Consider the following 20,939-nt stretch of genomic DNA (forward strand, 5'->3'; position numbering starts at 1 on the left):
GGACGCTGCCGATGAGGGCCACCGGTTTCGATGTGGTGGAGGTGGGGGCGGCCGGGGAACCGGTGCCGCACCCACGGATCCACCGTGCTGCACGGGGCAGTCGCCGTAACGCGGGCCTGCCGGCATGAGCGTCGCGATCCTGCCGGGCGCCTCAGTGTGGCAGGTCCCGATCGAGACGCGGGTCGGTGCTTTCACGCCCACCAAGCCCCCGCCTGAGTGGGACCAGGTCGCCGATCCGGTGCGCGCCGCGGTGATCGCGGCGGGACCGCTGGTGGTCGCCGACGCGCTGGAGGCGGTGTCGGTGCTGGGCAAGGCCGCGGTGTACGGGGTCAGGACCAGCCGCCCTGGCCGCAGGCGGTTGCGGGTGCAGGACTGGCTGGAGGCGGACTTCGTCGAGGAGTTCATCGACCAGGGCTGTCGCGGGGTGTCCAAGTCGACCCGGTCGGCCTACCGAACCAGGCTGCGGCGGCTGGGCGCGGCGCTGGTCGGGCCGCCGGGCACGCGGATACCGCTGTCGGCGTGGACCCAGTGGCGGCCCTATGGGCAGGCCGAGACCTCGGCGCTGTGGTCATGGGTCCAAGGGCAGCCGACAGCCCTGCTGCGTCACGATCTGGCACTGTTGACGGCGCTCGGGCTCGGCACGGGCGTGGTGGGCGGCGAGGCCGCCCACCTGCGCCGCGAGGACGTGCAGGTGCTCGACAACGGTGCGGTCCTGGTCGAGGCGGGCCGACCGCGCAGGTCGATACCGAGCCTGGGCGAGTGGGAGAGGGAACTGGCGCGGCTTGTCGGCACGATCGCCGACAAGTCCTGCTTCCTCGTCTCACCGGGAGTAGGCGACCCGTGCCGCCGCGGCTCGGTGATCGCCGCGGTGACGGCGCGTGCCCAACCAGCTCCGAAGACGCCGCGGCTGTCGGGGACCAGGCTGCGCGCCACCTGGCTGGCCGGGCTTGTCGAACGCCGGGTCGACCTGTCACTGATCATGTCGGGGGCGGGCCTGACGAGCCTGCAGCCGCTGGACCGGATCCTGCCGTTCGTGCACCGCCCCGACACTGTCACCGGCGACCGCATCATGCGCGGCAATTGATGCCCCGGGCACACATGAGCCGAACACCAGCCGACCTGACACCAACTGGCCCGGTGCTGTCGGATTCACCACGAGCCGCCACACCGCGGGGCAGGGGGCGTGGCCCGCCGACAGGGCGACCACAACGGTGGCGGTATACGTCTCACCGGATCGCGCGCAAAGAGCCGCCGCCGAGTTGCATCTCGGCGGCGGCGGACGGTCCGTAACCCATCCAGCTCCACGCAGGAAGATCAAGACCGAGGCTTCAGCCTACCCGGCTCGGCGATCTGTGCTGGGGATAGGCCAGGGCCCGGCCACGACTTCCTGTGCGCATTTCCACCCGAATGCGCTTCATGCAGGAGGTAACAGCCATGCAGGTTTCGCTCGCCATGCAGGTCTCAATAATTCTGGTCATCACCGGCCGGACCGGGCGGCGACGCGGCCGTCCTGCCAGCCCGCCGCGGCATCCCGCACACCAAGCCCTCACCAAGCCCAACACCGTCCCCGGCGCCTGGTTGCGGGGACGTCAGGTCGGCGGCGTGCCCTCGCGCGCGGGGGCTGCGAGGTTCGACCGCGCCGAGCGCGTCCGCTCCGTCCCCACAGCCGTCGCGGCACTCGGGTCGCCGTGCTGCGCGGCGGTGCTGCCCGGCGCCGGGGCCTGGCCACAGCCATACCTGCAACGCCGATTCCAGGTTGGCGATGGTCATCATGTCGACCCAGACCGCGCCGGACAGAAGGTTGGCGATCGTCTGCCGGTTCACCCCGCTGACGCGCCCGAGATGCTTGGCGCTGAACGCCTGCTCGGCCATCGCCGCCGCCAGGTTTGCGGCCACCGCCTGGGCGACGCGCGCGGCGTGGTGCTCCTGCAGGCGGGCATGGGGCCATTCCCCTTCGACCACGAAGTCGCATGGCCGTATCGCCCGGGAATTGTCGCCCACCACAGTGCACATTGTGAACCATGGTCACGGCACGAAACCAAAGTCCTGGGGGCTAATGGCATAGCACCCCCGCGGAGCGGGCAGGTGATGATCTTGAGGAGAACGGTTCTCCTGATCACTAACTGGGGGCGTGACCGGGTGACAGAGCAGAACACCGAGTTCGAGATCGGTGTCGAAACATATGTGCCCGCAGGGAATCCGCCGGGCTGGCGGCGTGTCGCTGCCGAAGTCCGCCGGGCCGTCCGGCGGGGCGCGCCGTCGGCGGTTTATCCGGCTCGAGAGCTGATGGGGGTGCTGACCCGGCTGGCGTTGTTCGCCGACGCCGAGGGCTATCCCCTGCAGGCCGAGCTGTGGCTCACCCGCGAGTACATCGAGCGGTTCGCCGCGGTCGGCTGCTGCGACCTCAGCCAGGCCACCCGGGCCAACTACCGGTCCAAGCTGCTGCGGCTGCGTGAGGCCCTGCTGGGCGGTGACTGCCTCACCGGCAGACCCGCCCAGCTCCCCGGATCGGGAGCCAACCCGCCCTACAGCATCATCGAGCAAGCGCAGTTGTACACCTGGGTGGCGGGGCAGCCCACCCAGGAACTGCGCCGGGGTCTGACAGTGCTTCTGGCGGCAGGACTGGGCTGCGGCATCGACTCGACCGAGATCGCCCGGCTCAGGATCGGTGACGTTCGTTCTTCCGGCCCCGCCCGGCGCCTGCCCGAGCCGGCCACGGCCGTCGACGGCGGGAACGAGGGCCCCGCCACCGGCCGGGATCGGGGCCAAGACACATCTCAAGACACCGCCCAGCGCCGAACCCCGGACCAGGTCCAAGCGAACGGGGACCGCCCTGACCACGCTGACCACGCTGACCACGCTGACGACGAGGGCGCGGTGCGGCTGGCCGTACGAGGCCGGCGCGCGCGGATCGTGGTGTGCAGGCGGCCCTGGGAGCGTGTCCTGGACGACCTCGCCGGGCAGGCCGGGCGCGACCACGGCGACGATGCTTACCTCTTCCGGCCGGGCGTGGCCAACCGGGGCGGAAACCTGGTCACCAACTTCGTCGCCCGAGCTCACCCGGCACCAGCGACACCGGCCTTCAAGACCGGCCGGCTGCGGGCGAGTTGGCTGGTCTCGCTGATCAGCGAAGGCGTGCCGCTGCAGGCCTTGGTCGCCGCCGCGGGGCTGCAGACCCTGCACGGACTCAGCCGGATCATGCCCCATCTTCCTGCCGTCCCAGCCGACACCGCCGCGACCATCCTGCGAGGCGTCCGGTGACCGATCAGCCCGACTCCCGCCCCCAACGTGGGGCCGGCGACCCCGCCTACACCGCTGACCATGCGCGCAACGCGCACAGTCCCGTCCCCGAGCGCACCCCCGACGCCATTACCGGGCCCGACGCTGAGCCTGGTCGAATGCGGGCCAGTACAGCAGCCTCGTCCTCCATCGGCGGGCAGACTCACGGGTGGACCGCGATCCGCCAAGAGAGGGTCTTCTTCCACAACGTGCGGGTGCGCGGTGCCGCGCAGTTCATCTGCAACAGCGGCATCGCCGAGGAGTTGCAGCGGCTCATCACCTGCAGCACCGGGCGGCGGCGGACCTGCACCGTGGAGGGGTTCCTGGTCGGGTGCGCGCTGGCATCGCGCATGCGCAACGGCGCCGTCCAACTCAACCACGTCACCGACATCCTGTACTGGGGCATCGATGCCGAGTGGCGGCGCCGCTTCGGCCTTGACGACAAACCCGACAACGCCATCGGCTTCGAAGCCGCCTACGCGGTGACCCGGCGGCTGTTCCACCGGCTCATGTCGGTCATGGACCCCTCACCGCTGCCCAAGAACAAGCAGATCCTCAAAGAGGACGCCCGGCAGATCATCGCCGCCGCCGACCCCGACGAGCTGCGGCGGCGCCGCGAGCTGCTCGACCGGGTCGCGGGCCAGATCCTGCACGCCTCCCACGCCAGTGTGCAGCACCTCCTGCAGGAGCACTGGGACGGTTCGCTCGGCGTGGACGCCACCGTGATCGGCACACCGGCACGCGGGACCAGCACCCGCAACCCGCTCACCTCCACCGACCCCGACGCAGGCTGGTACACCCGCAGCGGAGACCACGCCGACCCACACGACCCCAACCCGGCCGGGTCCAGCCCGGCCACAGACCAAGACCGGCTTCGAGGCGGCAGGAGCGGCAAGTTCCTCTTCGGCTACGACGCCGCGATCGCGGTGGCGCGCAACCCCCACCACGACCCGGTACCCGGCCGGATCGGCGACCCGGCCGAAATCCCCGCGCTGATCATGGGCCTGCGGCTGAGCAAGCCCGGCCACATGCCCGGACAGAACGGCATCGCCGTACTGTCCGACATCGTCCGCCGCGGCCACCCCGCCGGATACGTCGGGGCCGACGCCGCCTACAACGGCGCCAAGGAACAGGACTGGCAACTCCCGCTACGCGCGATGGGATACCGGCCCGTCTACAGCTACACAAGGAAGCAGCTCGGCACCCAGGCACAGGCCTTCGGCGCCCACTTGAACGAAGGCACCTGGTACTGCCCGGACATGCCCGACCTCCTCGTCGATGCCACCAACGACCTGATAAACCGCAAGGACGACGATCCCCGCAAGATCGACAAGCAGACCTGGCGCGCCCGCATCGACGCCCGCCAGCCCTACGCCCTGCCCCGCAAGGGCAAGCCCGATGGCGAGGGGCATCAGCGTTTCCTCTGCCCGGCCTCAGCCGGCAAGGTTCAGTGCCCCCGCAAACCCACCAGTCTGGGAGCCGACCCGGCACTTCCCTTGATCTCGATCAAGCACCGCCCCGTCCAGGACCCGCCGATCTGCCGACAGACCTCGATCACCATCGCACCCGAACACGGCGCCAAGCACTGGCAGCCCCACCCTTACGGCAGCGCCGAGTGGCAGCGGATCTACGGACGCCTGAGGAACTCGGTCGAGGGCATCAACGGCTACGCGAAGCAGGACACCTACGAAGCCATCGAACGAGCCTCAGGACGGCGCATCCGCGGCATCGCCGCCCAGACCTTCCTGCTGGCCTTCCAACTCGCCCACGCCAACCAACGAAAGATCTCCTCCTGGCTCGACACCCTGCCCGGCCTCGACGGAACGCCACGCCGCCGCGCCCGGCGACGTAAGACCAAGGCCCTGGGCACCTGGACACCCACAGGCCACATCGACGAGCCACCCGCCGCCTGACCACGAGCACAACACACCCACACGCGCCAAAACCAGGGCCGGGCGGCCACCACAGCCGCCCGGCCCCGACGCGCCCAAAACGCGCCCGCCCCCCAGAACGAGACCCCGCAAAGACGAAGGCCCCGGAGCTTGCCGCTCCGGGGCCTGATTCGTCACTGTGGGGCTAGGACTTTCGTCGGTACCCCGAGTGGGCGAGGAGGGATTTGAACCCTCACATCCTTTCGGACACACGGACCTGAACCGTGCGCGTCTGCCGTTCCGCCACTCGCCCGGGGCGTCGGCCCGTCTCCGGGCGCTTGAAAAGGCTAGCACGGTCGGAGCAGTGGTTAGGTACTCGGATACTTCTCGCGAACCTTCGCACCGATACGATCGTCTACCAGTGGTGAGAGGAGGTGCCCGTGGGCGTCATTCAGCGCTTCGAGCGACGGCTCGAGGGCATGGTCGAAGGGGCCTTCGCCCGTGCCTTCAAGTCGGAGCTGCAGCCGGTCGAGGTGGCCAGTGCTGTGCAGCGCGAGATGGACGATCGAGCCGCGATCGTGGCGCAGGGCCGCACGCTGGTCCCGAACGACTTCGTCGTCGAGATCTCCCAGCAGGACGGGCAGCGCCTGCAGGTGTACGCCGACAGCCTGAGCCAGGAGCTGGCGAATCTGGCGCGGGAGTACGCGAAGGAGCAGGGGTACTCCTTCGTCGGCCCGGTGCGCGTCCGGTTCGAGAACGCGGGGGATCTCGCCACGGGCATGTTCCGCATCCGGTCCGGTGTGATCCGGGGGTCCACCGTGGAGGGCGGAGAGATCCGCCAGCCGGTGAGCGACGTGCCGCAGGGGGGACGCGGGGGGGCGTTCGGCGGCAACCCGCGGCTCCTGGTCACGACCGCGGTGGAGGGCTCCGACACCACGCAGCGCACCTACGACATCAACACTCCGGTCACCCTCCTGGGCCGCGGCACCGACTGCGACCTGCGGCTCGTGGATCCGGGCGTGTCCCGGCACCATGCCGAGATCCGCGTAGAAGGTCCCGAAATCGTGCTCGTGGATCTAGGGTCGACCAACGGCTCGTTCGTGAACGGGCAGCCGATCCGGCGGGTCACGCTGGTGGACGGCTCCCGGGTGACGATGGGCCGCACTACCCTTGTGTTCCGCCGCGATAGGGAGTAACCCCGACTCCGATGTCCCCATTCACCCTCACGCTGATCAAGCTGGCGTTCCTCGCGGTGCTCTGGCTCTTCGTCATCGCGGCCGTCGGTGTGATCAGGGCCGACCTGTTCGGTTCGAAGGCGGCGACGAAGGCCGCCGCGCGGGCGGCCCAGCCCCGCCCGCAGAAGGCCGGCCGGCCGCAGGCGGCGCCGCCCGCGCCGCCGCGCCGCGCCGCCGCCGCCCCTGGCGGTGCCCCCGGCAAGCTCGTCGTCGTCCAGGGCGAGCGGGCGGGCACCGTCATCGATCTCACGGGGGTGCCCATCACCATCGGACGGGCCAATGACGCCACGCTCGTGGTGACCGACGACTACGCTTCGACCCGGCATGCCCGACTTTATGCGCAGGACGGTCAGTGGATCGTGGAAGATCTCGGCTCGACCAATGGCACATATCTCGGACGCACGAAGGTCAGCCGGCCGATGCCGGTACCGCCCGGCGTACCGATCCGTATCGGCAAGACCGTGATCGAGCTGCGCAAATGACTCTGGGAATCCGCTACGCCGCGCGCTCCGACGTCGGCATGCTGCGCGAGGGCAACGAGGACTCGGCGTACGCGGGGGCGCACCTGCTCGCGGTGGCCGACGGGATGGGCGGGCACGTCGGCGGCGAGATCGCCAGTGCCGCCGCCATCGACGCGCTGCGCGGGCTGGACAAGGACCTGCCGGCGAACGAGCTGCTGGCCGCGCTCGAGCACACGGTGAAGACGGCCAACGACAACCTGCACCGCATCGTGGAGTCCGACCCCGCCCTGCAGGGCATGGGGACGACGCTGACGGCGATGCTGTGGGCGGGCAACCAGGTCGCGCTGGTGCACATCGGCGACTCCCGGGCGTACCTGCTGCGGGACGGCAGCCTGTTCCAGATCACGCACGACCACACGCTGGTGCAGTCGCTGGTGGACGAGGGCCGGATCAGCCCGGACGAGGCGGCGACGCACCCGCAGCGGTCGCTGCTGCTGCGCGCGCTCGACGGCCGCGGCGAGGTCGACCCGGACCTGTCGCTGCGGGAGGCGAAGGTCGGCGACCGCTACCTGCTGTGCTCGGACGGCCTGTCCGGCGTGGTGACGGCCGAGACGATCTTCCAGGTGCTGACGGACGTGGCGGAGCCGGAGCAGGCCGTCCGGCAGCTGATCGACCTGGCGAACCGGGGCGGCGGCCCGGACAACATCACCTGCGTGGTCGCGGACGTGGTGGACCTGGAGCGGCATCCGCCGACGGGCGGGCCGGGCCACGCGGTGGGCGCGGCGGCGAACGCCGCGCCGCCGGAGCCGCCGGGCGGCGGGACGGGCCCGAACGTCACCGTGGCGGACACCCCGGCGGGGCGGGCCGCGCAGCTGCGGGACACGATGCCGCAGCCGCCGGTCGCGGTGGACGAGATGCCGCCGCCGGCGCCGATGCCGATGAACGAGCCGATGGCGGGGCCGCCCGGCGCGCTGCCGCAGGGCATGCAGGAGCCGATGGCGGCGCCGCGGGGGCGCGGCGGCGCGCGCCGGTGGACGTGGCTGATCGTGGTGGCGGGCGTCGTCGTGGTCGCCGTGGTGGCGGGCGGCTTCGTGCTGATCCAGAACGTCCGGAACGGCTACTACATCGGCGCGGAGAACGGCAGGGTCGTGCTGTACCGCGGGACGACGCAGAAGGTCCCGCTGATCAGCCTGTCCCGCAAGGCCGACCGGCAGCCGAACCCGCCGATCCTGCTCGCGGACCTCCCGAAGAACGTGCAGGACCAGGTGAAGGGCACCTACTCGGTGAACGGGCCGTCCGCGCTGGACGAGCTGAAGAGCCGGATGTGCAAGTACGTCCTCACCCAGGAGTCGGGGAAGGTCGTCATCGTCAAGGGGCAGGGCCAGCGCAGCTGCACGCCCCAGAAGGTCACCAACAGCGACATCCCGCTGAACGAGCTGCCGACGTCGGACGCGAACGCGGTGACGAGGGGAGGTCTGGCGTTCGTCGGCCAGCAGGCGGCGGAGGCGAAGCTCAAGGAGCTGGGCGACCGCCGGGACGCGTGCAAGGCGAGCAACCCCTCGATCAAGGACTGCCCGTCCGACGGGGGGAAGCCGTAGATGAACTCGCTCGGGGAGCAGATCAGGGCCGTCCTGCCCTACCAGCGGCGGAACGCGGCGTCGTTCGCGCTGCTGCTGTTCGCGATGGTGCTGACGCTGTCGGCGTTCGCGGAGGTCGGCCTGGCCCGGGACGGGTACCTGCCCGCCGGGCTGTTCACCTACGGCGGCGCGCTGCTGGTGCTGGCGCTCGCCGCCTACTTCGTGCAGGCGAAGTTCCTGCCGTACGCCGACCCGCTGCTGCTGCCGCTGGCGGTGGCGCTGAACGGGCTCGGGCTGGCGATGATCTACCGGCTCGACCTCGACACCAGCGAGGGCCACAAGGTGGCGCAGCTGGCCGGCAAGAAGCTGATCCCGGACGACGCGAACGCGACCCAGCAGCTGATCTGGACGTTCGTCGGGATCGTGCTGTTCGTCGGCGCGGTCATGATCATGCGGGAGACCACGAAGCCGGACGCGCCGCTGTCGTTCACGCCGAAGACCGCGCAGCGCTACACCTACCTGATCGGCCTCACCGCGATCATCCTGCTGCTGCTGCCGATCGTGCCGGGCATCGGCGCGCAGATCAACGGCGCGCGGGTGTGGATCCACGTCGGGCCGCTGTCGGTGCAGCCGGGCGAGTTCGCGAAGCTGCTGCTGGTGGTCTTCTTCGCCGGCTACCTGGTGAACAAGCGGCAGGCGATGTCGCTGATCGGCAAGAAGATCGGCCCGTTCAGCCTGCCGCGCGCCCGCGACCTGGGCCCGATCGTCGTGATCTGGTTCTTCTGCCTGGGCGTGCTGTTCATGCAGAAGGACCTCGGTACGGCGCTGCTGTTCTTCGGCCTGTTCGTGTCGATGCTGTACATCGCGACGCAGCGGGTGTCGTGGGTGGCGATCGGCGTCGGGCTGCTGGCGGTCGGCGTCTTCGTGGCGACGCAGCTGCCGTTCATGGCCCACGTCAACCAGCGCATCGACATCTGGCAGAACCCGAAGCCCTACTTCGACGGCGGCTGCCTGCTGGACAGCGGCAAGGTCGTCCCGGTGAACCCCGACACCACGATCTACAAGCAGTTCAAGGCGCAGGGCAGCGGCTACCCGGGCTACGCGGCCTGCGCGAAGCTCGGCGGCGAGTACTCCGACAGCCGGCAGCTGATGATGGGGCTGTTCTCGCTCGGCGAGGGCGGGGTGCTCGGCAAGGGCCTCGGGCAGGGCGAGCCGTGGCGGACACCGCTGTCGTTCAGCGACTTCATCTTCGACTCGATGGGCGAGGAGCTCGGGCTGACCGGGCTGATGGCGCTGCTGCTGGTCTACGCGTTAATCGTGCAGCGCGGCATGAAGACGGCGGTGGCCGCGCGGGACCCGTACCTGAAGCTGTTCGCGGGCGGCGTCTCGTTCGTGCTGGGCCTGCAGGTCTTCGTGATCGTCGGTGGGGTCACCAAGCTGATCCCGCTGACCGGCCTGACCACGCCGTTCCTGTCACAGGGCGGTTCGTCGCTGATGGCGAACTGGATCCTGATCGCGATCCTGGTGCGGATGAGCCACGACGCGCGCAAGCCCGCCCCTCAGGCCATCCAGGACGAGGGCATGACCCAGATCGTGAGCACGAGGTGATCTCTCCCGTATGAACATGGACAAGCCGATCCGGTGGGTGGCCGTCTTCGCGCTGTTGCTGTTCTTCGGGCTGATGGCGCAGGTGAACTACGTCCAGGGCAGCGAGGCGGAGAGCCTGCGCACCGACCCGCACAACGCGCGGCAGTACCAGGCGGTGTTCAACTCGCCGCGCGGGCAGATCTCGGCGGGCGGCGAGGTGCTGGTGGTGTCCACCCCGACGGGGAAGGACAATCCGAAGTACGGCCGGACCTACAAGGACGGCCCGGTGTTCGCGCCGCTCACCGGCTACTTCAACGGGAACGCCACCCAGGTCGAGCGGGCCTACAACTCGCTGCTCGGCGGTAAGGACAAGCGGATCGCCAACCAGCACTGGTTCGACACGTTCATCGGCAAGAAGCCCGAGGGCGCGAACCTCGAGCTGACGGTCGACCCGCAGGCGCAGCGCAAGGCGTACGAGCAGCTGAAGGCGAACACGGCGCCGGGCCGGCGCGGCGGCGCCGTGGTGATCGACGCGAAGACGGGCGCGATCCGGGTGGCGGCGTCATGGCCGTCCTTCGACCCGAACGAGGTGGCGCCGCAGACCGGTGACAAGGGCGCCAAGCGGCTGGAGCAGCTGGACAAGGGCAGCGGCGTGGTGCGGCCGCTGAACGACAACGCGCTGAGCCAGACGTTCCCGCCGGGGTCGACGTTCAAGACGGTGACGGGGACGGCCGCGATGCGGCAGCTCGGGATGGACGACCAGTCGACGCTGGACACCTCGCCGCTGTCGCTGCCGGAGTCGGGGACGAACCTGCCGAACGACAGCGACACCGGCGCCTGCGGGGGGCAGGCGGCGATGAAGGACGCCTTCGCCCAGTCCTGCAACACCTCGTTCGCGCGGCTGGCGCTGCAACTGGGCATCGAGCGGCTGAACTCGGGCGCGACCGCCTACGGGTTCAACAAGTCCGTGAAGATCGAGCCGCAGATGCCCGCGGCGGAGAGCGACGTGCCGGTGAACTTCACCGACGCCGACGGCAAGAAGCAGCACACCGGCCGGGACGCGACGGCGCGGTCCGGCATCGGGCAGGAGAACGTGCGGGCGACGCCGCTGCAGATGGCGATGGTCGCGTCGGCGATCGTCAACGGCGGCAAGCTGATGAACCCCTACGTCGTGGACAAGGTGCGGGCCAAGGACCAGAGCGAGCTCTACAGCGCTTCGCCGAAGCAGTACAGCCAGCCGCTGTCGGGGAGCCAGGCGTCGCAGTTCCAGGACATGATGCGCGCGGTGGTGCAGGCGGGCACCGCGACGAACCTGAAGGGCGACAACATCGCCGGCAAGACCGGTACCGCCGAGCAGGGTCCCGGCAACCCGAACGCGCGCTGGTTCGTCGGGTTCGCCCCGGCCGACAACCCGCGGTACGGGTTCGCGGTGATGACCGAGGGCTCCGGCTTCGGCGCGACCGGCGCGGGCCCGATCGCGGCGGCGATCATGCGCCAGGTGCTGAAGAAGTGAGCGCGGGCCTCGTCCTCAACGACCGGTACCGGCTGCTGGAGCGGCTGGCGACCGGCGGGATGGGCGAGGTCTGGCGGGCCCGGGACGAGTCGCTCGGCCGTCCGGTGGCGGTGAAGCTGCTGCGGCTGGAGCTCGGCGCGGACGTGTCGGCGCGCGGCCGGTTCGAGTCGGAGGCGCGGTTCGCGGCGGGCCTGGCGCACGGCGGGATCGCGCAGGTCTTCGACTTCGGCGAGCAGCACGGCCGGACGTTCCTGGTGATGGAGCTGGTGCCGGGCGAGCCGCTGGACGAGATCCTCGCGCGCGACGGCGGGCTGCCGGTGGAGGCCGTGCTGGACCTGCTGGTCCAGGCGGGCCGGGCGCTGGCGGTGGCGCACGAGGCGGGGATCGTGCACCGGGACGTGAAGCCGGCGAACCTGATGGTGTCGCCGGACGGCACCCTGAAGATCACCGACTTCGGCATCGCGCGGCGGCTGGCGGCGGCGTCGCAGACCCAGACCGGGATGGTCATGGGGACGGCGCACTACATCTCGCCGGAGCAGGCGTCGGCGGGCGAGATCACCACGGCGGCGGACCTGTACTCGCTGGGCGTCGTGGCCTTCGAGTGCCTGGCGGGCGAGCCGCCGTTCGACGGGCAGACACCGGTGGAGGTGGCGCTCAAGCACGTCCGGGACGCGCCGCCGGAGCTGCCGGCGCGGGTGCCGGCGGCGGCGCGGGCGCTGGTCGGGCAGCTGCTGGCGAAGGACCCGGCGGACCGGCCGGCCGGGGCGAGCGCCGTCGCGGACCGGGCGCTGGCGATCCGCCGGGCGCTGAGCACGGGCCGCCGGGCGCGGGACGGCCGGAACGCGGCGGAGCGCCCGACGGTCGTCGACCCGCTGGCGGCGCCGCTGCGGACGGCGCCCGTCCCCCAGGGCACGGCACGACGATCACCCGATATGTCGGGATTTGACGCAGCCAGTGCGGCGGATAACCTCACCAACGGGACAGTGACCGGGCAACGGCGCACGGCACTGGCGCTCACCTCGGTCGCCGCCGTGCTGGTCGTGGTGGGCGTCATCGTCGCCGGCTCGTGGTGGCGGGGCGCGTCCGGCTCGGCCCCCGACCGGCGGGACGAGCCGCAGGCCCCCGCGACGAGCCCGGTCGGCGGCGACAGCGTCGACGCCCCGGCCACCCGTGCCCCGAAACCGTCCGCGCGCCGGACGCCGACCCCCGCACCGGCTGTCAGCGGCCCGCACCGGGCGCATAGGATCCGTCCGTCAACGCCACGGAGCCACGGCGCGTCCCCTACACACAAGCCGACCACGAAACCGTCCCGGGCGACTCCCACCGCCCCTGAGCCCACACCGACACCGACGGGGAGCACCACGACTCCGTCAACTCCGACCCCGGATCCCTCTCCCACCGGGAGCGGGGAGCTAAGTTCGGACCACAAGGTGTAGACGTACGAGGGAAAGTGCACATATGAGTCAACCTCGGCTGCTCGGCGGCCGCTACGAGCTCGACACGGTGATCGGGCGCGGCGGCATGGCCGAGGTCTACCGTGCCCGTGACCTGCGATTGGATCGCGTGGTCGCGATCAAGACGCTGCGCTCGGACCTGGCGCGCGACCCCACGTTCCAGGCCCGGTTCCGGCGCGAGGCCCAGTCGGCCGCGTCGCTGAACCACCCCTCGGTCATCGCGGTGTACGACACCGGCGAGGACATGATCGGCGACACCCCGATCCCGTACATCGTGATGGAGTACGTCGACGGGAGCACGCTGCGCGACCTGCTGCGGGAGAACCGCGCGCTGCTCCCGGACAAGGCACTGGAGATCACCGACGGGATCCTGCGCGCGCTGGACTACAGCCACCGCGGCGGGATCGTGCACCGCGACATCAAGCCGGCCAACGTGATGCTGACCCGGCAGCACGAGGTCAAGGTCATGGACTTCGGCATCGCCCGCGCCATGGCCGACTCGGCGTCCACGATGACGCAGACCGCGCAGGTGATCGGCACCGCGCAGTACCTGTCGCCGGAGCAGGCGCAGGCCAAGCGGGTGGACGCCCGCAGCGACATCTACTCCACCGGTTGCGTGCTGTACGAGCTGCTCACCGGCCAGCCGCCGTTCACCGGCGACTCCCCGGTCGCGATCGCCTACCAGCACGTCCGGGAGGAGCCGGTCCCGCCGTCGCAGATCGATCCGCAGATCCCGCAGTGGGCGGACGCGATGGTCCTGAAGGCGATGGCGAAGGACCCCGACCACCGGTACCAGAACGCGAACGAGTTCCGGCAGGAGATCCAGCGCGTCCTGCAGGGGCAGCCGGTCGCCTCGACGGCGGCGTCCACGATGCTGATGGGCGCGCAGCAGCAGGGCACCCAGGTGATGGGCGGCTACCCGGGCGGCGGCCCGGCGCACACGCAGGTGCAGCGCCCGATGGACGACGGCTACAACCTGCCGCCCGTCCACTACGACGAGGACGGCGACCGCCGCGGCGGCGCGGGCAAGAAGGCCGCGCTGTGGATCGCGCTCGCCGTGGTGTTCATCGGCGGCGCCGCGCTCGTCGGCTGGATGATGAGCGGGGGCGGCGGAGACGAGAAGGTCGCGGTCCCGAGCGGCATCGTGAACGTCTCGCAGGAGAACGCCGCCGCGGAGCTGACCAAGGCCGGCCTGAAGGTCGGCACGGTGACAGAGCAGTACAACAGCGACGTCAAGGACGGCTACGTCATCAGCTCCGACCCGGCACCCGGCAAGAGCGTGGCCAAGGGCTCGTCGGTGGCGCTGGTGGTCTCCCAGGGGAAGAAGCCGCCGCCGCAGGTGGAGGTCCCGGACGTCACCGGCAAGCCGTACGCGCAGGCCAAGAACACGCTGGAGGAGAAGGGCTTCGAGGTCGAGCACTCGGTGCAGACCAGCGACAGCGTCCCGCGGCTCAGCGTGATCAGCTCCGACCCGCCGGGCGGCACCAAGGCCAAGAAGGGCTCGACGGTGAAGCTGGTCGTGTCGAACGGCCCGAGCAGCATCAAGGTGCCGGCGCTGTTCAACAACAGCAAGCGGGCGGCCTGCGCCAAGCTGGAGGGCCTCGGCCTGAAGTGCAAGGTGCAGGAGGGCGCGCCGCCGCCGGACAAGCAGGTCGCGACCGGTTTCGTCTACGACCAGTCGCCCGGCCAGGACGCGACGGTGGCGCCCGGCGACACCGTGACGATCTTCGTGGCGCAGAAGCCGACGCCGACGCCGAACCCGACCGACACCTCGCCCAACCCGCAGTGGCCGACCGGGTTCCCGAACCCCGGCGGCGACTAGACCGGCGATCGCGGCAGCAGGGGCCCGTTCCTCCAGTGGAGGGACGGGCCCCTTCGCGTCGGCGGGCCGGTTCGCGGCGCGGTCACGTTCGGCGGTGCGGTGCGGTCCGGCGCCGGGCATGCGAAGAGGGCTTCCGCCACTCGGGGGCAATGGCGGAAGCCCTCGATAGGTCTTCGGTTACCGCGTCCCGGACGTTACGGGTTTCAACCGAATTTTTCTCACGAATCCGGCTGATGCCGGACGGGGCGGCGAATGCGCACGTCAGCGGCGGTCTCGCAGGCGGTGAGCCAGTTGCGGAGCAGCCGGTGGCCGCCGGTGGACAGGATCGACTCGGGATGGAACTGGACCCCCTCCACCGGATGGACGCGGTGCCGCAGGCCCATCACGACGCCGTCGGGGGTGCGAGCGGTGACGTCCAGGACGTCGCGGGGCACGGTGGCGGGGTCGACGGCCAGCGAGTGGTAGCGGGTGGCGGGGAACGGGTCGGGGAGGCCGGCGAACACGCCGGCGCCGTCGTGCTCGATAGGGCTCGTCGACCCGTGCACGATCTCCGGCGCGCGCGCCACCACGGCGCCGTGCGCGTGGGCGATCACCTGGTGGCCGAGGCAGACGCCGAGCAGCGGCACGCCCGTCCGCCCGGCGGACCGGACGAGGTCGAGGCAGATCCCGGTGTCCGCGGGGTGGCCGGGCCCGGGGCTGAGGAGCACGCCGTCGGCGGACGCGGCGTCGGCGAGGGTGGCGCCGGAGCGGTCCAGGACGGTGCACTCGGCGCCGAGTTCCCGCAGGTACTGGACGATCGTGAAGACGAAGCTGTCGCGGTTGTCCACGACGAGGACGCGCATCACCCGGGTTTCGCGCTCGACGTGGGCGACGGGGTCCCGTCGACGACGCCGTGGTCGAGCTGGACCTTGGGCTCCAGCCAGGGGAACACGCCCCACCACAGGACGGCGGCGAGGACGGCGACGATCGCGAGGGCGATGCCCGCCTTGGCGGGCCAGGTCCCGGGCAGGTGGCGCCACAGCCAGGCGTACACGTTCTCTCCTACTTTCCTGCGGCGGCGGGCGGCGCGGACGCGCCGACACGCGGTGCGGCCGACACCAGCTCACCGAAGATGATCATCCGCTTGGCGGCCGAGTACTTGGGGTGGCAGGTGGTGAGGGTGATCGTCGGCCGGGTGGGCCGGCGCCCGGGATGGAACGGGACGGGGGCGGTCACGTCCACCTCGGTCGGCTTGACGATCTTCCGGTCGGTCATCTCGTAGACGTACTGGTGGTCGCGCGTGTCGATGAGGATCCGGTCGCCGCGGTCGAGGTCGCCCAGCTTGTTGAAGGGGGCGGAGTAGGTCGTCCGGTGGCCGGAGACCACGAAGTTGCCGACCTGGCCGGGCAGCGCGGTGCCGGGGTAGTGGCCGGGCCCCTTGCGCAGGTCGGACACCGTGACGCCCTCGATGATCACGTAGTGGTACCCCTTGCCGAGCTTCGGGATGCGGATCATCGCGAGGCCCTTGCCGAGCCTCACCTTCTCGGTGGTCGGCCGCGCCGGCGCCCCCCAGGTCCTCATCAGCTGCTTTCCCAGCTCGTCCTGCTGCGCGCTGGTGTACTGGCCGGTGCCCCAGAGCTCGTAGGTGACGAACAGCATCACGATGATCCCCGCGGTGATGCACAGCTCCCCCATGCCCCGGATCACCATCCGCACCGCGCGTCCCCCTCCCGAGCCTCAGGGCGCCCCGGACGGCGCCTCCGTCGGCACCGTAGCGTGCTTCATGGTGACGTTGGCGCTGTAGGCGGGGAGCGTGGCTCGGCCGATCGTCCGGACGGCGTAGCCGAGCCCGTAGGCGCGCACGTACTTGCGGTAGATCGCGACGTCGCGGGACGCGGCGAGCGCGGCGCGCAGCCGGCCCGGGTCGCCGGCGGCGGTGATCCGGAACGGCGGCGAGTACACGACGCCCTGCAGGATGAGGGTGTTGCCGACGCACCGGACGGCGCTGGTCGCGATCACCCGCTGGTCCATGATCTGCATCGCGCGGGCGCCGCCGGCCCACAGCGCGTTCACCACGGCCTGGACGTCGCTCTGGTGCACGACGAGGTCGTCGGGGCGGACGCCGGACGGCAGGTCGCCGGACGGCTGCGGGGCGTCGTCAAGCGCGACCCGGACGGCGGGCCCGGTGTGGGCGGTGAAGCCGGCCGCGGCGGCGAGCCCGTCGGCCTCGCCCTGGGCCCGCTTCACGCGGGCGTCGTTGCGTCCGGCGGCGCGGGAGAGGGCGTCGACCTCGCGGTGCAGCCGCCGGTACTCGGCGCGCTCGCGGCGGCTGCCGCGCTGCTCGTCGCCGATCAGGTCGGTGACCCGGGTGCGGCCCTCGTCGCGCAGGCTGGTGCCGCGGGCCGTGCTCGCGCTCGCCGCGAACAGGGTTCCCGCGGCGAGCGTGAGGACCGGGATGATGCTTCCCCACGCCGAACGCCGTACCCTCATCAACCGGTGCTGTTCATCAGACGGTGCTCACCAAGCGACTACGCTAACCGACAAACCACCCATGCGCGGACCGGCGCTCCGGCCGCCGGGCGCTCGAGGAGAACGATCCCACCGTGGCCAAGTCCAAAGTGCGCAAGAAGGCCGTTTACACGCCCCCGCAGAAGTCGAAGGCGCCGGAGGTCAGCCCGCGCTGGCTGGTCCCGACGATGGTCGGGCTGTGGCTGATCGGCCTGATCTGGATCGCGGTCTTCTACGTGACGGCCAGCACCGGCACGGACGTGCCGTTCATGTCCGACCTGCACAACTGGAACCTGGGGATCGGCTTCGTGGCGATCATCCTGGGCGTGGTGCTGTCGACCCGCTGGCGCTGATCCGGGCTGGATACCCGCTTCCGGAGCGGCCGAATCCACGAAAGTTATCCACAGGCTGGGGATCTCTGGCCCCGGCTTTCCCCAGGTTTTCCACAGGCGCGGGTACCGAGCGGTCTTCGGGGGACCGCCTCCGGACACGGAGAAGCCGCCCGCACCCTGGAGGGGCACGGGCGGCCTCCGCATGCCATGGGCCTGCCCGGCGCGCGTCCGGCGCCCGCTAGGTCAGTGCCAGCGTCTTGACCGTCACCAGGGTCGCGAGCGCCACCAGCATGACCACCGGCACACCGGTGTGCAGCAGCCGCCGCTGCGCCGCCGGCGCGTACGCGAACGCCAGCGCGATCAGCGCGCCGACGACCAGCCCGCCGATGTGCCCCTCCCAGGAGATCCCCTTCACCGAGAAGGTGATCGCCAGGTTGATCACCAGCAGGAACAGGATCGGGCCGGTGGGCGCGCCCAGCCGGCGGCCGATCACGAAGTACGCCCCGAACAGGCCGAAGATGGCGCCGGACGCGCCCACCGCCGCGCCGTACGGCTCGACCAGGTACAGCAGCACCGAGCCGCCCAGCCCCGACAGCAGGTACAGCGCCAGGTAGCGCCAGCGCCCGAGCACCTGCTCCAGCGACGGCCCCACCGCGTACAGCGCCCACATGTTGAACAGGATGTGGGTGAAGCCGAGCGAGCCGTCGCGGTCGTGCAGGAACATCGTGCTGACCAGCCGGTACCACTCGCCCTCGGCGACGCCGACGACCTCCCCCTGATGGGTGACGCCCAGCCCCACCATCTCCAGGTCGAGGACGACCCGCGGCGACGCCAGCTCGACGATGTACATCAGGATGCACAGGCCGATCAGCGTGTAGGTGACGACCGGCATCGCCGCCGCCGGCCCGCGCGCGCCCAGCACCGTTCGCGGGGCGGCACTGCGCGCGCCACGGTTGCCCTCGGCGACGCACTCGACGCACTGGTGCCCGACGGCCGCGTCCCGCATGCACTCGGGGCAGATGTAGCGGTCGCACCGCGTGCAGCGGACATAGGTCTCCCGCCCCGGATGCCGGTAGCAGGTCGGCACCGAGGTCTCGGGCGCGGGACTTTGTTCTGTGCTCATCCGGTCTCCGTCGGGCCGTCGCGTGGGTGTCAGCCGGCGTTGGTGCTCACCCAGGGAAACGACTAACGCCGCTCGATCGTCACCGACTGGATGACGACGTCGTCCTTCGGGCGGTCCATCCGGCCGGTCGGGGCATTGCTGATCTTGTCGACGACGTCGGTGCCCTCGACGACCTTGCCGAAGATGGTGTGCCGGCCGGTCAGGTGCTGCACCTGCCCGATGTTGTCGGTGGTGATGAAGAACTGCGAGCCGTTGGTGCCGGGCCCGGCGTTCGCCATCGCCAGCAGGTACGGCTTGTTGAACTTCAGGTCCGGGTGGAACTCGTCCTTGAACTGGTAGCCGGGACCGCCGGTCCCGGTGCCCAGCGGGTCCCCGCCCTGGATCATGAAGCCGGGGATGACGCGGTGGAAGATCGTCCCGTTGTACAGCGGCGCCTCGGACTTCTGCCCGGTGCTCGGATCGGTCCAGGTGCGCCGGCCCTCGGCCAGTTCGGTGAAGTTCGCCACCGTCTCGGGCGCCTGGTCCGGGTACAGCTGGATCACGATCTTGCCGAGCGACGTGTCGAGCGTCGCGAAGGTCTCGTTGGCCACGCTGGCCGCCTCCTCGTGAAGTGGGTCTGTGCACGTTCCCGCGGGTCTCGACCGGCCCCCGATTCGTCACATTGCGTGACCGGTTGGTCGCGCGCATCGGGTTTACCTTCCGGCACTCGGGAAGGGTGCCTGGCAGGACCTCGCAAACAGGGAGGTTAGCGTGTCCCTAATGATTAGTATCCGCCGGAAGCCGCAGGACGAGATGCTGACGCGGCTCGGCCGCGTCCAGGAAGCGGCCCGCCAGGGCGCGGGACGGTGCCAGGAAGGCGCCTCCGTCATGGCGGAGCGGATGATGCCGGCCGCCCAGGAGCAGCTGATGGTCATGCGCGGCTGGAGCGCGCCTCGGCTGCGGCTGGCCGCCCGGTACGTGGAGACCGGGCTCGCCCCTCGGGTGAGCTCGTTCCTCGGCGACGTCGCCCAGCGGGTGGAGCCGCCGAACCGCGACCGGCCGAGGCGCGGCGCCGTCATGGCGATGATGGGCGTCGTGGCCGCGGCCGGGATGGCCGGTGTCGTGCTGACCAAGCGCGACGCCATGCGCGACATGGCCAAGGGCTCCGGGGAGCAGGGGGAGGCCGTGTCGGCCGACTCCATGACGGTCTCCGGGTCCGACGTCGACGGCTCGGTGCAATCGCCGCACTGACCGTCCGGGCCGTCCGGGCCGTCCGGGCCGTCCGGGCCGTCCGCGGCTTCAGCGGCTTCGGCGGTGCGTGTGCGTGAGCGGGGCCCCGGCCGGACCGGCCGGGGCCCCGCGCATGCGTGCGGGCGGCATGCGGGTGCTCCCGTCACACCGGTTACTACCAACCGGTACGGTGAACGCCATGTCGCCGAAACCGCGCTCGCTGGGGCAGCAGCTGGCCGCCGGGGCCAGGGAACGGGCCCGCCGCGGCCTGCACACGGCGGTGCACGCCACCTGGCAGTGGATCCAGCGGCAGGGCGAGATCACCCCGCACACGCCGGGCCGCCGCCGCTTCGCCTATCTCGGCGAGGGCGCGTGCATCGGCTTCCCCGTCGGCGCCATCTACGGCGAGCCGTGGATCTCGATCGGCGACCACACCCTCGTCGGCACGCACGTGACGATCTCGGCGGGCTTCGTCCCCGGCCTGGACCTCGGCCCGGACGTCATCGTGTCGATCGGGTCGAGCTGCTCGCTGGGCCGCGGCACGCACATCGTCGGCCACCAGTCCATCGAGATCGGCGACGACGTCTTCACCGGGCCGAACGTCTACATCACCGACCAGAACCACACCTACGGCGACCCGGCCATGCCGATCGGCCGGCAGTGGCCGGAGAACAACCCGGTGGTCATCGGCGACGGCTGCTGGATCGGCACCGGCGCGATCATCCTGCCGGGCACCCGGCTCGGCCGGAACGTCGCCGTCGCGGGCGGCGCGGTCGTCCGCGGCGAGTTCCCGGACCACTCGGTCATCGGCGGCGTCCCCGCCAAGGTGCTGCGCAGCTACGACGAGGAGAACGGCTGGCAGCCGCCGCTGCGCAACGGACCGCTGATGTCCCTCGACGAGCTCGCCGCCCTCTCCGTGGACGGCCTGGAAGGCCTTCAGCTCCTCCAGGACAAGCTCCGCGAGGAGGCCGGCTGAGAAGCCGGCTGGA

The 20,939-nt window shown here is 71.0% G+C and carries 20 protein-coding genes and 1 tRNA gene; 13 read left to right on the forward strand and 8 right to left on the reverse strand.

Annotated elements, in window-relative coordinates:
- The first annotated feature begins 124 nt into the window (after positions 1-124).
- Positions 125-1,084, forward strand: a complete 960-nt coding sequence (locus tag ACA514_RS30800; RefSeq protein WP_375044770.1) for a hypothetical protein — start codon at positions 125-127, stop codon at positions 1,082-1,084.
- Between the two features lie 377 nt (positions 1,085-1,461).
- Here ACA514_RS30800 and ACA514_RS30805 read toward each other — a convergent pair whose 3' ends face one another.
- On the reverse strand, positions 1,462-2,013 hold the full coding sequence (locus ACA514_RS30805; RefSeq protein WP_375044771.1) for a hypothetical protein: 552 nt from the start codon (positions 2,011-2,013) through the stop codon (positions 1,462-1,464).
- Between the two features lie 72 nt (positions 2,014-2,085).
- Between ACA514_RS30805 and ACA514_RS30810 the strand changes: the two genes are divergently transcribed.
- Together ACA514_RS30810 and ACA514_RS30815 are read left to right on the forward strand one after the other, a co-directional pair.
- A complete protein-coding gene (locus ACA514_RS30810; protein WP_375044772.1) occupies positions 2,086-3,261 on the forward strand; it encodes a hypothetical protein in 1,176 nt (391 codons plus the stop codon).
- On the forward strand, positions 3,258-5,192 hold the full coding sequence (locus ACA514_RS30815; RefSeq protein WP_375044773.1) for a hypothetical protein: 1,935 nt from the start codon (positions 3,258-3,260) through the stop codon (positions 5,190-5,192). The genes ACA514_RS30810 and ACA514_RS30815 overlap by 4 nt, the downstream gene beginning before the upstream one ends.
- Positions 5,193-5,380: 188 nt before the next feature.
- Here the strand turns inward: ACA514_RS30815 and ACA514_RS30820 are convergent.
- Positions 5,381-5,463 (reverse strand) — tRNA-Leu (locus ACA514_RS30820).
- Positions 5,464-5,590: 127 nt separating this feature from the next.
- Here ACA514_RS30820 and ACA514_RS30825 point away from each other — a divergent pair.
- Genes ACA514_RS30825 through pknB form a run of 7 tightly spaced genes read left to right on the forward strand, consistent with a single transcriptional unit; the run spans position 5,591 to position 14,799 of the window.
- Positions 5,591-6,346 (forward strand): DUF3662 and FHA domain-containing protein, encoded by a 756-nt coding sequence (locus ACA514_RS30825; protein ID WP_344260986.1) that lies wholly within the window; start codon positions 5,591-5,593, stop codon positions 6,344-6,346.
- Positions 6,347-6,357: 11 nt separating this feature from the next.
- A complete protein-coding gene (locus tag ACA514_RS30830) occupies positions 6,358-6,867 on the forward strand; it encodes an FHA domain-containing protein (protein ID WP_375044774.1) in 510 nt (169 codons plus the stop codon).
- Entirely contained in the window at positions 6,864-8,444 is a 1,581-nt protein-coding gene (locus ACA514_RS30835; RefSeq protein ID WP_375044775.1) for a Stp1/IreP family PP2C-type Ser/Thr phosphatase, read from the forward strand. Before ACA514_RS30830 ends, ACA514_RS30835 begins: the two co-directional genes overlap by 4 nt.
- Complete coding sequence (locus ACA514_RS30840) at positions 8,445-10,031, forward strand: FtsW/RodA/SpoVE family cell cycle protein (RefSeq protein ID WP_375044776.1); 1,587 nt, start codon at positions 8,445-8,447, stop codon at positions 10,029-10,031.
- 16 nt (positions 10,032-10,047) lie between these two features.
- Positions 10,048-11,523: a peptidoglycan D,D-transpeptidase FtsI family protein gene (locus tag ACA514_RS30845; protein ID WP_375044777.1), complete on the forward strand. Its 1,476-nt coding sequence runs from the start codon at positions 10,048-10,050 to the stop codon at positions 11,521-11,523.
- Positions 11,520-12,959, forward strand: a complete 1,440-nt coding sequence (locus ACA514_RS30850; RefSeq protein ID WP_375044778.1) for a protein kinase — start codon at positions 11,520-11,522, stop codon at positions 12,957-12,959. The genes ACA514_RS30845 and ACA514_RS30850 overlap by 4 nt, the downstream gene beginning before the upstream one ends.
- A 22-nt stretch (positions 12,960-12,981) precedes the next feature.
- Positions 12,982-14,799, forward strand: coding sequence for a Stk1 family PASTA domain-containing Ser/Thr kinase (gene pknB / locus ACA514_RS30855; protein WP_375044779.1), 1,818 nt, complete (start codon positions 12,982-12,984; stop codon positions 14,797-14,799).
- A gap of 218 nt (positions 14,800-15,017) precedes the next feature.
- Here the strand turns inward: pknB and ACA514_RS30860 are convergent, their stop codons facing one another.
- Genes ACA514_RS30860 through ACA514_RS30875 form a run of 4 tightly spaced genes read right to left on the reverse strand, consistent with a single transcriptional unit; the run spans position 15,018 to position 17,268 of the window.
- Positions 15,018-15,641, reverse strand: a complete 624-nt coding sequence (locus tag ACA514_RS30860; protein WP_375044780.1) for an anthranilate synthase component II — start codon at positions 15,639-15,641, stop codon at positions 15,018-15,020.
- Positions 15,641-15,832: a hypothetical protein gene (locus ACA514_RS30865; protein ID WP_375044781.1), complete on the reverse strand. Its 192-nt coding sequence runs from the start codon at positions 15,830-15,832 to the stop codon at positions 15,641-15,643. The genes ACA514_RS30860 and ACA514_RS30865 overlap by 1 nt, the downstream gene beginning before the upstream one ends.
- 8 nt (positions 15,833-15,840) lie before the next feature.
- Positions 15,841-16,488, reverse strand: a complete 648-nt coding sequence (locus ACA514_RS30870; protein WP_375044878.1) for a class E sortase — start codon at positions 16,486-16,488, stop codon at positions 15,841-15,843.
- A gap of 27 nt (positions 16,489-16,515) precedes the next feature.
- The gene (locus tag ACA514_RS30875) at positions 16,516-17,268 is read right to left on the reverse strand and encodes a DUF881 domain-containing protein (RefSeq protein WP_375044782.1); all 753 of its coding nucleotides are present in this window, start codon (positions 17,266-17,268) and stop codon (positions 16,516-16,518) included.
- A gap of 113 nt (positions 17,269-17,381) precedes the next feature.
- Between ACA514_RS30875 and ACA514_RS30880 the strand changes: the two genes are divergently transcribed.
- Complete coding sequence (locus tag ACA514_RS30880; protein WP_344273210.1) at positions 17,382-17,639, forward strand: cell division protein CrgA; 258 nt, start codon at positions 17,382-17,384, stop codon at positions 17,637-17,639.
- A 217-nt stretch (positions 17,640-17,856) separates the two neighbouring features.
- Here ACA514_RS30880 and ACA514_RS30885 read toward each other — a convergent pair whose 3' ends face one another.
- Both ACA514_RS30885 and ACA514_RS30890 read right to left on the reverse strand, forming a co-directional pair.
- Positions 17,857-18,741, reverse strand: coding sequence for a rhomboid family intramembrane serine protease (locus ACA514_RS30885; RefSeq protein ID WP_375044783.1), 885 nt, complete (start codon positions 18,739-18,741; stop codon positions 17,857-17,859).
- 62 nt (positions 18,742-18,803) lie between these two features.
- Positions 18,804-19,331 carry a peptidylprolyl isomerase gene (locus ACA514_RS30890; protein WP_375044784.1) on the reverse strand — a complete coding sequence of 176 codons (528 nt, stop codon included), beginning with the start codon at positions 19,329-19,331 and terminating at the stop codon, positions 18,804-18,806.
- A 169-nt stretch (positions 19,332-19,500) separates the two neighbouring features.
- Here ACA514_RS30890 and ACA514_RS30895 point away from each other — a divergent pair, with 169 nt between their 5' ends.
- Together ACA514_RS30895 and ACA514_RS30900 are read left to right on the forward strand one after the other, a co-directional pair.
- Positions 19,501-19,971 (forward strand): hypothetical protein, encoded by a 471-nt coding sequence (locus ACA514_RS30895; protein ID WP_375044785.1) that lies wholly within the window; start codon positions 19,501-19,503, stop codon positions 19,969-19,971.
- Between the two features lie 178 nt (positions 19,972-20,149).
- Positions 20,150-20,926, forward strand: coding sequence for an acyltransferase (locus ACA514_RS30900; protein ID WP_375044786.1), 777 nt, complete (start codon positions 20,150-20,152; stop codon positions 20,924-20,926).
- Positions 20,927-20,939: the final 13 nt, after the last annotated feature.

The organism is Actinomadura sp. NTSP31, assembly GCF_041951385.1.
Taxonomy (GTDB): Bacteria; Actinomycetota; Actinomycetes; order Streptosporangiales; family Streptosporangiaceae; genus Spirillospora; species Spirillospora napierensis.